An 11,407-nucleotide genomic window follows, 5' to 3' on the forward strand; every position below is an offset into this window, starting at 1 on the left:
CAGTCTAATCGATGATGATTTATGGGTTTAGTTACCGCGAAGGAAGTTGCCAAGGCTATCAACCTCTCTAAATACGGAGTGTTAGGTACCTTTGTTGGTTGGATATTGTTGAAAGTTACCAGAATATCCAGTATTAATCGATTTTATGATACCATTGCCCATTTACAGGGTGAGGACTACGCCAACGCCATTCTAGAGCATTTTGAAATTGATTTTGAAATTCCTGAGGAAGATTTTAAGCGTTTACCCAAAGAAGGGTCTTACGTAACCATTAGTAATCACCCATTGGGTGCGATCGATGGTATTTTGCTGTTCAAACTAATGGTCAAGCAACGACCGGATTATAAAATTATGGCCAATTTTCTTCTGGAAAGAATGGTGCCTTTAAAACCCTATATTTTACCGGTCAATCCTTTTGGCGACCATAAAGATGCCAGAAGCAACTTGGCCGGATTCAAAAAAACACTGGAACATTTACAAAACGGCCATGTTTTAGGTGTATTTCCGGCAGGAGAAGTTTCTACCTATAAAGACGGCAAGCTCATAGTTGACAAACCATGGGAAGAGGCGGCTATAAAATTGATAAGAAAAGCTGAGGTACCCGTTGTGCCTATATATTTTCATGCCAAAAATAGCTCTTTGTTCTATCGCATTTCTAAGTTAGGAGATTCATTACGGACGGCCATGATTCCTTCTCAAGTCTTTTCCCAAAGAAATAGACCAATTAAAGTGAGAATAGGGCAACCGATCTCCGTGACCGCACAAAAAGAACAGGATAGTTTAGAAGAGTATACAGATCTATTACGACGTAAAACCTATATGCTCTCCAATGCTTATGAAAAAGAGCGTTTGATCGATCAAATACCTACATCGCTTAAATTGCCCAAGCAACCTAAGAAAATTGCAGATGCGGTTCGTAAAGAGGTTATGGAGGGTGAAATAGAGAAGCTTAGGGAGAAAGAGTGTCGTTTGCTTCAAAGCAAAAATTACGAAGTGTTTCTTGCAAAAGAAAAGGATATGCCTTTTATTTTAAAGGAAATAGGTCGGCAGCGAGAAGTTACCTTTAGGGCAATAGGGGAAGGGACCAACAAGGCTATTGACCTGGATAGTTTTGATAGTTATTACCACCATTTGTTCTTATGGGATGATGAGGCTAAATGCATTGTTGGCGCTTACAGAATGGGAATGGGATCAGAGATTTTTCCGGAACATGGTATTGATGGTTTTTATGTACAAGATTTGTTTAGAGTAGAGCCAGAATTGTATGATATGATGGAGCACTCTATAGAAATGGGACGTGCCTATATTACCAAAGAATACCAACAAAAACCTATGCCTTTATTTTTACTTTGGAAAGGTATTGTACATACTACCTTAAGATTTCCTGAGCATAAGTATTTAATAGGTGGCGTAAGTATCAGTAACCAGTTTTCAAACTTTTCTAAATCGTTGATGATCGAATTTATGAAGTCTAATTACTGGGATCCCTACGTAGCACAATATATAAGGCCAAAGAAGGAGTTTAAGGTAAAGCTGAAAGATGCTGATAAGGAGTTCGTTTTTGATGAAACGCAAGCCGATTTAAATAAATTTGATCGTTTAATAGATGAGGTAGAGCCAGGTAGTCTTCGATTACCGGTTTTGATTAAGAAGTACATTAAACAGAATGCAAAGGTCGTTGCTTTTAATGTAGATCCCTTATTCAATAATTCAGTTGACGGATTAATGTATATTAAAATCGCCGATTTACCGGAGAGTACCGTAAAACCGGTTATGGAAGAGTTTCAGGCAGAACTGGAGCGAAAATTGTTGGAGTCTCAAAACCCCGAGCCGGAAGTATAATCTAGTCTACACCAACAACGCTACTTCGCCTTTCAAAAAGTACATTGTCTACCCATTGCCCGTGTAATTTGCCAACGCGCTCACGTTTGCCGATCATTCTAAATCCTGTGGTTTCATGAAGTTTAATGCTAACATGGTTAGTTGGGAATACACCGGATTGTAGTGTCCAAATACCTTCTTGTTCACTAGCGGATACTATGTGTTCCAATAATACCTTGCCCAAACCTTTACCTCTGCTATTTCTAGAAACATAGACACTTATTTCGGCTACGCCGCCATAGACGCATCTATTGGAAACTGGGGATAGAGCTACCCAACCTAATATTTCATTTTTTTGTTCCGCCACAAAACGGCAGTTGCTCATATGTGCTTTGTCCCAATTTTCAAAGGTGGGTACCTTGGTTTCAAAAGTGGCTATGCCGGTATCAATACCTTCTTGATATATTTTGGCAACAGAATTCCAGTCCTTTGCCAACATCTTTCTTATAATTATATCCTTCATATGTAGTTTTTAGCAACAATTATCTTTAGTGGTTTCAAAAAAAGAATTTAGAAGTGCTTGTACTGCCTTCCATTGTTTAAGATTAATATAATAGCATACTTTTTTGCCTTCAATTTCACCTCTTATTAAATCTATACTCTTAAGTTCTTTTAAATGCTGTGAGATAGTAGGCTGTGCCAATCCTATTTCATCAACAATATCATTACAAATACAAGCATTTTGCTGACTTATATATTGTAAAATAGCAATACGGGCAGGGTTTGAGAGTACTTTGAACATGATTGCAAGTTCATTTTGCTCTGTATTGAATATTTGTGATTTTGTTATTCCCATTTGATATTTTAATATTGCTATATTACGATGATATGTGATGTAAAAAAAGCCAGATGAGTTCTCATCTAGCTTTTGTAGTTTAGAACCAAGGTTTTCTACCTACCTGGTATGTGTTGTAAAATTCTTCGTCTGATTTTGTTAGGTATATGATACCTTCAATAATGCCTACCACCCACATAGCAGATGCACCAATACCACAGGTTACAGCTCCCAATACCAGGGTAATAACTAACATTATAATTCCTTCTTTCTGATATCCTAGAATAAATTTGTGAATACCTAACGAACCTATTACGATAGCCAATATACCAGCTAACATTTTTTTGTTTTCTCCTCCAGGGCCTCCACTGAAAGCTTCTTTTGCTCCTGCGGTAAAATCACTGGCTGCTTTTTTAGCTCCTTCGCTAAATTCTTTTGCAGATTCCTCTGCCTTATCTCCGAAATCTTTGTTTTCTTCTGACATTTTAATTGTTGTTTGGTGGTTATTATAAGTTTTAAATGTAACGATTATTTTAACATCACAAAAATGCTTTATCTATTGGTTCCCAAAGTTCTAGCTTATTTCCGTCAGGATCTAAAATCCAACCAAATTTTCCATATTCAAATTCTTGGATTTCGCCTACCACTGTTACTCCTTCTTCCTTTAGCACTTTTAATAATTCTACAAGATTCTCCACCCTAAAATTCATCATAAAACTAGATTGGCTAGGTTTGAAATAATCAGTAGCGGCATTCATGGGGCTCCATTGAGTAGAACAGTCGTTTCCTTCTTTATCTTGCCACCAAAAAGTACAACCGTATTGGTCAGTGTTTAATCCTAAATGCTTGTTATACCAATTTTTAGAATGGTCAGGATCTTTAGTTTTAAAGAAGAAGCCTCCTAAGCCTGTTACTCTGTTTTTCATAACTGTCTATTTTTTGATGTTATTCTCGTATAAATCAATCCATTGTTGGGGAGTCATTTTAGTGCATAATTCGGCAATAAGCTCGTATGGTATATCATCCATGCTTTTAAATCTGATACAACTTTTGCCCATATCTAGTTTGCGTTTGCAATGTTTAGGGTATTCGCTCTTAAACCAGTTCATTAAAGTAATATCTGCATAAATACCAGAGTGATACAAGGCGATAAAATTCTTTTGTGAAGCCAAATTAATAAACGGTAACGGTAGGTCAGGTTTTACATGATAACCTGCCGGGTATAGTGTATGTGGTACTACATAGCCCAACATGCCATAACTTAATTGCTCTTCAAAACCATGGGGTAATTTTTTTAAAATAATACCTCTTAGTTTTTCAATTGCCACTTTACGTTCCGGTGGCAATTGTGCAATATAATTGTCTGGTGAGCTGGCTTCGTATTTCATATCACTCTAAAAATTTAGCTTTTACTTTATCGACTACCGTTTGGGCAAGTTTAACTTTACTTTCTATCGTCCAACCTGCTACGTGTGGCGATAGTATTACTTGGTCAGAATTAATTAAGTATTGAAATGCTTCTGGTAAAGTATCATCGGTAAACATATGTTCAAAAGATGCTTTTTCGTATTCCAAAACATCTAAACCTGCACCAAGAACCTTGCCCGATTTTATAGCATCGACTAAATCTGAGGTAACTATGCATTTTCCTCTGGCGGTATTTATAATCCAAATAGGGTTATCGAACTTTTCTAGAAATTCGGTATTTACCATACCAATGGTCAGTTCTGTCTGCGGTACATGTAAGCTTATAACATCAGCTCTATTTTGAAATTCCATAATACCTACTTGGCGCGCATTTTCATCTTCTACACCACCTTTTATGTCATAGCAAATTACCTCTTCCACATCAAAGCCTTTTAACTTTTTAGCAAAAGCTTTTCCCATATTGCCATAACCTATAATACCTACTACTTTGCCTTCTAGCTCTATGCCACGGTTACCTTCACGATCCCATTTGCCACTTCTAACTTCTTTGTCCGCACTGTTCAATTTATTAAAAAGTGATAATAGCATACCTAAGGCGTGTTCGCCAACCGCGTTACGATTGCCTTCTGGCGCTGCAGCAAGAAAAATACCAAGAGATTTGGCATATTTTGTATCTATATTTTCAAGTCCCGCGCCTAATCTGCCTATAAATTTTAGATTTTTTGCCTTATCCAAAAAATGCTCGTCTATAGTAAACCTGCTTCTAATAATGAGTCCGTCATAGTCTTCTATCTTAGCTTCAATCTGTTCTTTGGTAGAGCTATAATCTTCATAGTTCTGAAAACCTAATTCTGAGAATTGCTCAATAATCAATGGGTGATTGATGTCTACGTGTAATACTTTCATTTAAACTTTATTATATTTCGGGGTAATCTGTTTTTGTTTTTTCGTCTTTAATGTTTCCGGTGTGGGAAGTGCTTAATTTTTCAAAAAGCATAACGTGTACTTCTTCATTGTTTTTGGTCATAGGGCAATGTTCCACTCCTTTGGGGACTATAATAATTTCGCCTTGTTGCACTATTTCTGTACGTTCTTTAAACTGCATGTATAAAGTTCCTTTTAGTACTTGAAATAGCTCATCTTCATTATCGTGTGCATGCCATACAAATTCACCTTTTAACTTTGCCAGCAATACTTGCATATTATCTACAACACCTATTTGGTGCGGATGCCAATGCCCGTCTATAAAATCAAATTTTTCTTTTAGTTTGATGCTTTTCATGGCTATGTCAATTCTATCTTAAATTATGAACGAAAGAAATTCAATATAGTAATATACGGAAAGCCACAGTATTCTAAAAAGAAGCGAAGCAGTTTATTATATGCCCAAAATCAATTTGGCTATAGAGAAATAAATTAAAATACCAAAAATATCATTACTTGTGGTAATGAACGGGCCAGTTGCAATGGCGGGGTCAATGCCTCTTTTGTTCAAAAATAAGGGAACGAAGGTACCTATGAATCCGGCAACAACGATTACCGCAATCAATGAAATGGAAATTGCCAATGAGGTAAGAAAATCTCCTTTCCAGATCCACGTAAAGATCAGTAATAAGCACGAAAGAATAAATCCGTTCAACAATGCCAAAAGCATTTCCTTAATTAAACGGCTGCTTATACTTCCTTTAATATCGTCATTGGCCAATCCTTGAACTATTATGGCACTAGACTGTACGCCAACGTTACCTGCCATTGCCGCTATTAATGGAGTAAAGAGAAATAGTACCGTGTACTCACGAAACATTTCTTCAAAGCCGCCCATGATCAAGGCTGCACCTGCACCACCAAAAAGACCTAAAATTAACCATGGTAAGCGCGCACGTGTTAGATCCCAAATACTATCATCTGCTTCTACATCTTGAGATATACCTGCCGCCATTTGGTAATCGCGTTCTGCTTCTTCCTTAATGACATCAACGATATCGTCAATAGTAATACGACCCACCAATCTGCCAATTTCATCAACTACAGGTATGGCTTCTAAATCATATTTACTCATTATTCTAGCCACCTCTTCTGGATCTTCATTAACGTTGACAGAATCTACATTTTTAATGAATACGTCCTTTATGTGAGTTTTGGTAGAGGTGGTCAATAAATCTTTTAAAGACAGTCTTCCTTTTAATTTATCTTCATCATCTACTACATAAATAGAATGAACACGTGTTACATTTTCTGCCTGTGTGCGCATTTCCTTAACGCAGGTAAGAACGTTCCAGTTTTCATTGACTTTTACAAGCTCTTTTGCCATAAGACCACCAGCGGAATCATCTGCATATCTTAAAAGGTCAACAATATCTTTGGCGTGTTCTCTATCTTCAATTTTAGAGATGACGTCTTGTATCTGATCTTTTGGAAGCTCGCCAATGATATCTGCAGCATCATCGGTGTCCAGTTCCTCTAATTCGTCTGCTATTTCTTTTGTAGATAGGCTGCTTAATATGGCTTCACGGACATCTTCATCTAGTTCTGTAAGAACATCGGAAGTCTTGTCACTATCCAATAATTTAATAAGATAGGTTGCTTTTTCCTTGTCTAATTCATTGATGATTTCAGCGACATCGGCATAATGAACGGCACTTAACATAGAATTTAGTTCAGTATCATTGTTTTGTTCAATGAGCTGTTCTATCTCTACTACAAGTTCTTCGGTAAGCTTAAAGGGTGTCATCTGCTATTTTCTTCGTCAATGCTATAAAATCGGCAACAGCCAACTGTTCCGGTCTAAGGTCAAATATAGCATCTTCTCTTAGATTATCTGATAAAGAGAATGTTTTTAAACTGTTACGTAATGTCTTTCTTCTTTGATTAAAAGCTGTCTTCACCACTCTGTAAAGCAATTGCTCATCACAAGAAAGCTCAAAGTTAGTTTTGCGTGTTAATCTAAGAACGCCGGACTGTACTTTTGGCGGAGGGTCAAACACATCCGGTTCTACCGTAAAAAGGTATTCAGCGTCGTAAAACGCTTGGACCAAAACAGATAGAATACCGTAAGCCTTACTACCTTCTGATGAACAGATACGTTGCGCAACTTCTTTCTGAAACATCCCCGAAAATTCAGGAATCTGATGGCGTAGCTCCAACATTTTAAAAACGATCTGTGTAGATATGTTATATGGGAAGTTGCCGGTAATGCCAAATTGCTCATCGCCGAACAAACTAGCAATATCAAAATTTAAAAAATCTGCTTCAATCACTTTAAAAGAGCCTTCGCCCTCAAATGCTTTTGGGTGTTCTAAAGGAAAAGTTTCGTTTAGGTACGTAATGGACTCCGTATCTAAATCCATAGCTACCAAATTACTATTATTTCGTAAAAGGTATTTGGTCAAAACACCGGTACCCGGACCAATTTCTATAACATTCTTGTACCCTTGTTGTAATAGGGTTTCTGCAATTTGTTTGGCAATGTCCTCATCTTTTAGAAAATGTTGGCCTAAATGTTTCTTTGCTTTTACAGGACCTTTTTCATGATGCTTTTTATGAGCATATTTATCACCTTTGTTCTTCTTTCTCTTCGTTCCCATAAATAGTTTTTAACGGTATCTTATTTTGCGATATAGGCCCATGCATTTTTTCCAGAAGCCAATTGGATCTGAATTCTTTCGTAAGCTTCACCTTCATATCTATCCGCTTTTTGTAATTCTTGATGAGATAGGGTATATACTTGTCCCTTAATTGTATCTTCTTTTGATCCCGTATGCTGTAATGTTGGATACAGTCCCGCCACCTTACTATCAGATATGGTGTACAACGGTAATTCATCTTCAAAGCCGATCAAAGGCCTGGCGAATATACCTAATTGTACTTCTCTTTCCTGTAAAGTGCCATAAGTGAACAAATAGTGTGTTGCCGCCGCTCTTTGAACAAAGAACTCATCTACTACTTCTAATTCAGTTTTAAAAGAAACCAACTGACCGGCAAATTTCTTTTGAATACTCTCTATTAGTGCCGGTGCATCTTCCTCATAATACCTTTCTAGAGTAGCTTTGTCCGGTACGGTATACTGAACAGAATATGTGAAGCCTCCCATATCTTCTTCAACCAAAACTTTGGTAAATTTTGCGCTTAAGAATTTACCTGTTGAAAGTACTTGCGGTATATGGCTTTCTTTCATCCATTGCAACCAAGCATCATGGGCAGATTCTTCTATATTGGTGGTAACGTTATAAATATACATGCGTTATATCTAGTTCTATTTGAATTGCAAAGTTAGTTCAACTAGGTCTTATAACGAATTGGATAACGTGCGATTTTAATTTATGGCGTCTCCCCTTAAAATTCTGAAGTTTTTTCGGGCTTCGGGAAAGTAGTAACTGTCTTGATAATTATAGATAATTTTCTCGTATTGCTCTTTTGCCTTTATGGGGTCGTTGAATTCTTTACGGTAAAGTTCTCCTAGTGCATAATAGGCGTCATCGGCAAGAATTCCATTGCCATAAAATGTGATGATTTTTTGATAGTTTAATTGGGCTTCTTCGTATTTCTTTTGCTTTTCAAATAGCTGAGCTTGTTTTAAGAGTGCTTCATCTTCAATTTTTTCGCCCTTATGATTTTCTAAAATATCGCCCAAAGCGGCAATGGCTTCATTGGTTTTATTCTGATAGGCCAAAAAATCTGCCCGTGCATATTTTTTTAATGCGGTTTGTGTAGAATCTTCTAATGAATTGTCCGATATCAATAGGCTCAACTGCATGGCATCATTTGCAATAAGCTGAGAAGTAGAACTTCTAAGTACCTTTAATTGGGTTAAGGCCCATTCAAAATCACCTTTGTAAAAACTGGTTTGCGCCACCTTAAAACGAGCATCTTGACCTAATACATCGTTTTTTAATTTCGATTGTATCTGTGAGAAATAGATGAGAGCTTCGTTGAACTTTTTATTATATACCAAAATATCGCCCAATGCTAATTTTAAATAAGCGGTACCCCTGTCGCTCAAGGGTAATTCTAGACTATTTTTCAGTAATTTTTCCGCAGGTGCGGGATTGTTCTTGTTAAACGTAAGAAAATTTGCGTAGGCAACTTGTAACTGCAGTGATTGCGATTTATACCCATAAACATCAACAAGTGCGTCGTATTTTTTTTGAATAGCATCTAACTGTCCGTTTGTAGCATTTATTAAATCAATATCAATAAGATTTAGTTCTGCGTCTAATTGCGTAATCTTATTGCTGGTGTTCTCAATAATGTAGCTGTAAATATCTTTTGCAGTGTCATATTCTTCATTAGCTAGAGCATCATTGCCCAAATTTTCCAAACGTGTGGTAGAGATGCCGTTCATACGTTTAAAAATGGCTTTTTCTTGTCTAAACGCGCTTCCATATTGTTTCTGCTGAATGAATAGCCAACTTAGAAGCTCGTTCCAGAGAATATCAGGATTTTTCTGTACACGCGCTAAGAGTACTTTTTTAAAAAGGAGGTTATTTTTATTCTCGGCATTTTCGGAAATAAAATCATCTATACTTCTTAGAATATTAGACTTAGAGGTTTTGCCGTCTATAACAAGATTTAGGTAAGAATTGTACATGGCTTCAACATTGCCCTGTTCCCCATAAATTCTTGCCATTTGAAAATTAAAGTTCAACGCAGGATTCAGTTCCATGGCATTTTTAAAGGCTTCTATGGCAAGGTCCAATAAATTATACTTTTGAAATTGCAGACCTAGGGCATAACCATAATTAGGATTTTTAGAGATGATCTTCAATGCCTTGTCATAATAGGTCTGTGCCATTGTCTCATTCTCCTGAAGGGTGTAATTATAGCCTAAATCAATCAATAGCGTAGGGTAGGGGTTGCGGTCCTTTAGTCTTGCGTTCAAAAAGTCTTCTGCTTCTTTATAGCGTTGTAACTGCTGGTAACATGCAACTAAGTCCTGGACATACTCAGTTCTTCGAGGGTTTTTTTCAACCAATTTTTCATAAAAAACCACAGCTTTTTCAAAATTACCATCAGCAAAATATTGCTTTGCCAAGAAGTCATCTTGGGCAAATGCGAATGTGGATAAGCTGATATATGCAAAAATGAAAATAATAAACCGCATATTCAAAGATACATAGAAAGCCGTAAGATGTTGTTAACGCTTTGATAAGAAGTGCATAATGGAATTAATGCGATACTACCTTTAAGCCTATTATAGAGCCTATTAATGTGCTGATAAAAAGAATACGTAAGAAGGTTGCCGGTTCTTTGAATACAAATATGCCTACCAGTACGGTTCCTACAGCTCCAATACCTGTCCAAACTGCGTAAGCTGTACCTATTGGTAATGTTTGTGTCGCTTTCACTAATAGTATCATACTTATGGCAAGTGCAACTAAAAAACCAACATACCAAAGGTACATTTCGTTGCCAGTAGTTTCTTTTGCTTTCCCTAAACAGAAAGCGAAGGCTACCTCGAAAAGACCGGCGATTATTAATAGTGCCCAATTCATAATTGTACAGATTTAGTAAAAGTAAAGGTCGATAATCTCGTTTACCTATTCATTGTAATGAAGGTACTTTTTTATAGTGGTGTCTTCACAGATAAATGAAAGATCATCGTTATAAATTGCTTGGTAATCAGCATAGACCTGATTGCAACTGCTTTCGTTATAATGAATTATAATTACTGGTTTTTCATCATCTAAGAAACTTTGTGCACCAGAGGCATCCCACCAATTTTTATCGTCGTTATAAGATTCATAAGTAACTCCATCAAAATCTTCTGCGTTTTCAACGAAGTTCTTAGCCATACACTTCATTCCTTTTTCATGTACATAATTGCAAAGTTCTTGAAAATAGGCTATGCTTTCTTCGTTTGTTACTTGTATGCCATATGTTTCTCTTGTTTCATCATACAAAGCCCAGTCCATATTATCGAATTCTACCCAATCATAGCCTAGATCGGCAATCTTATCTATTCTGGCTTTCATCACATCAACTATTCCTGTGGTAGTCGTATTTACGAAATATTCCCCTTGCCATTCCGCCCACTGTTGGGTAGTGAGAAAAGGCTGTAAATCTGAAAAATAATCTCTCCAATCTTCACCTGTACCAATACTTATGTAAGCTGCAATTTGATTTCCGTTCTCTTTTATTTCTGCTATAGATTCAATAACGTCATCATTGAATGGGTCTACCAAAACATATGCGTTGGATGCATTTAATACTATGTATGCTACCTGGTCTACTTCATAATTTTCAATATATGCATGGTTGAAAACTGGTATGGCGTTAAAATTTTCATTTTCTTCCGATACATCATCCGATACATCATCCGATACA

The 11,407-nt window shown here is 36.7% G+C and carries 14 protein-coding genes; 1 reads left to right on the top strand and 13 read right to left on the bottom strand.

From position 1 onward, the window contains the following. Positions 1 to 21 precede the first annotated feature (21 nt). Positions 22 to 1,842 (top strand): lysophospholipid acyltransferase family protein, encoded by a 1,821-nt coding sequence (locus tag QZ657_RS12370; RefSeq protein WP_291967214.1) that lies wholly within the window; start codon positions 22 to 24, stop codon positions 1,840 to 1,842. Between the two features lies 1 nt (position 1,843). On the opposite strand, the gene QZ657_RS12375 is transcribed toward QZ657_RS12370, so the two are convergent. The 13 genes from QZ657_RS12375 to QZ657_RS12440 form a co-directional block, all read right to left on the bottom strand. Further along, complete coding sequence (locus tag QZ657_RS12375; RefSeq protein WP_291967216.1) at positions 1,844 to 2,344, bottom strand: GNAT family N-acetyltransferase; 501 nt, start codon at positions 2,342 to 2,344, stop codon at positions 1,844 to 1,846. 9 nt (positions 2,345 to 2,353) lie between these two features. Further along, positions 2,354 to 2,677, bottom strand: coding sequence for an ArsR/SmtB family transcription factor (locus QZ657_RS12380; protein WP_291967218.1), 324 nt, complete (start codon positions 2,675 to 2,677; stop codon positions 2,354 to 2,356). Between the two features lie 79 nt (positions 2,678 to 2,756). Beyond that, positions 2,757 to 3,140, bottom strand: coding sequence for a TM2 domain-containing protein (locus tag QZ657_RS12385; RefSeq protein ID WP_276471320.1), 384 nt, complete (start codon positions 3,138 to 3,140; stop codon positions 2,757 to 2,759). Positions 3,141 to 3,195: 55 nt separating this feature from the next. After that, positions 3,196 to 3,582 carry a VOC family protein gene (locus QZ657_RS12390; protein WP_291967221.1) on the bottom strand — a complete coding sequence of 129 codons (387 nt, stop codon included), beginning with the start codon at positions 3,580 to 3,582 and terminating at the stop codon, positions 3,196 to 3,198. A gap of 6 nt (positions 3,583 to 3,588) precedes the next feature. Beyond that, on the bottom strand, positions 3,589 to 4,044 hold the full coding sequence (locus tag QZ657_RS12395) for a DUF1801 domain-containing protein (RefSeq protein ID WP_291967223.1): 456 nt from the start codon (positions 4,042 to 4,044) through the stop codon (positions 3,589 to 3,591). A gap of 1 nt (position 4,045) precedes the next feature. Next, entirely contained in the window at positions 4,046 to 4,990 is a 945-nt protein-coding gene (locus tag QZ657_RS12400) for a 2-hydroxyacid dehydrogenase (RefSeq protein ID WP_291967225.1), read from the bottom strand. Positions 4,991 to 5,000: 10 nt separating this feature from the next. Beyond that, a complete protein-coding gene (locus QZ657_RS12405) occupies positions 5,001 to 5,366 on the bottom strand; it encodes a cupin domain-containing protein (protein WP_291967228.1) in 366 nt (121 codons plus the stop codon). Between the two features lie 96 nt (positions 5,367 to 5,462). Next, positions 5,463 to 6,815, bottom strand: coding sequence for a magnesium transporter (mgtE, locus tag QZ657_RS12410; RefSeq protein WP_291967230.1), 1,353 nt, complete (start codon positions 6,813 to 6,815; stop codon positions 5,463 to 5,465). Then, positions 6,802 to 7,668 carry a 16S rRNA (adenine(1518)-N(6)/adenine(1519)-N(6))-dimethyltransferase RsmA gene (rsmA, locus tag QZ657_RS12415; protein WP_291967232.1) on the bottom strand — a complete coding sequence of 289 codons (867 nt, stop codon included), beginning with the start codon at positions 7,666 to 7,668 and terminating at the stop codon, positions 6,802 to 6,804. Before rsmA ends, mgtE begins: the two co-directional genes overlap by 14 nt. 20 nt (positions 7,669 to 7,688) lie before the next feature. Further along, positions 7,689 to 8,321, bottom strand: a complete 633-nt coding sequence (locus QZ657_RS17220) for a DUF4286 family protein (protein WP_366934172.1) — start codon at positions 8,319 to 8,321, stop codon at positions 7,689 to 7,691. Between the two features lie 75 nt (positions 8,322 to 8,396). Then, on the bottom strand, positions 8,397 to 10,184 hold the full coding sequence (locus tag QZ657_RS12430) for a tetratricopeptide repeat protein (RefSeq protein ID WP_291967234.1): 1,788 nt from the start codon (positions 10,182 to 10,184) through the stop codon (positions 8,397 to 8,399). A gap of 64 nt (positions 10,185 to 10,248) precedes the next feature. Next, positions 10,249 to 10,575, bottom strand: coding sequence for a DMT family transporter (locus QZ657_RS12435; RefSeq protein ID WP_276471328.1), 327 nt, complete (start codon positions 10,573 to 10,575; stop codon positions 10,249 to 10,251). Between the two features lie 45 nt (positions 10,576 to 10,620). Next, positions 10,621 to 11,407: endo alpha-1,4 polygalactosaminidase (locus QZ657_RS12440; protein WP_291967236.1), on the bottom strand; the 787-nt coding region annotated here is incomplete at its 5' end.

It is taken from the genome of Maribacter sp., from assembly GCA_020629415.1.
GTDB classification, from domain to species: Bacteria; Bacteroidota; Bacteroidia; order Flavobacteriales; family Flavobacteriaceae; genus Maribacter; species Maribacter huludaoensis.

Excerpts from the sequence above, each read along its gene's own strand:
- QZ657_RS12375 (WP_291967216.1), bottom strand. The coding sequence starts at position 2,344 with ATGAAGGATATAATTATAAGAAAGATGTTGGCAAAGGACTGGAATTCT.
- QZ657_RS12390 (WP_291967221.1), bottom strand. The coding sequence starts at position 3,582 with ATGAAAAACAGAGTAACAGGCTTAGGAGGCTTCTTCTTTAAAACTAAA.
- QZ657_RS17220 (WP_366934172.1), bottom strand. The coding sequence starts at position 8,321 with ATGTATATTTATAACGTTACCACCAATATAGAAGAATCTGCCCATGAT.
- QZ657_RS12395 (WP_291967223.1), bottom strand. The coding sequence starts at position 4,044 with ATGAAATACGAAGCCAGCTCACCAGACAATTATATTGCACAATTGCCA.
- mgtE (WP_291967230.1), bottom strand. The coding sequence starts at position 6,815 with ATGACACCCTTTAAGCTTACCGAAGAACTTGTAGTAGAGATAGAACAG.
- rsmA (WP_291967232.1), bottom strand. The coding sequence starts at position 7,668 with ATGGGAACGAAGAGAAAGAAGAACAAAGGTGATAAATATGCTCATAAA.
- QZ657_RS12400 (WP_291967225.1), bottom strand. The coding sequence starts at position 4,990 with ATGAAAGTATTACACGTAGACATCAATCACCCATTGATTATTGAGCAA.
- QZ657_RS12380 (WP_291967218.1), bottom strand. The coding sequence starts at position 2,677 with ATGGGAATAACAAAATCACAAATATTCAATACAGAGCAAAATGAACTT.
- QZ657_RS12430 (WP_291967234.1), bottom strand. The coding sequence starts at position 10,184 with ATGCGGTTTATTATTTTCATTTTTGCATATATCAGCTTATCCACATTC.
- QZ657_RS12435 (WP_276471328.1), bottom strand. The coding sequence starts at position 10,575 with ATGAATTGGGCACTATTAATAATCGCCGGTCTTTTCGAGGTAGCCTTC.
- QZ657_RS12370 (WP_291967214.1), top strand. The coding sequence starts at position 22 with ATGGGTTTAGTTACCGCGAAGGAAGTTGCCAAGGCTATCAACCTCTCT.
- QZ657_RS12385 (WP_276471320.1), bottom strand. The coding sequence starts at position 3,140 with ATGTCAGAAGAAAACAAAGATTTCGGAGATAAGGCAGAGGAATCTGCA.
- QZ657_RS12405 (WP_291967228.1), bottom strand. The coding sequence starts at position 5,366 with ATGAAAAGCATCAAACTAAAAGAAAAATTTGATTTTATAGACGGGCAT.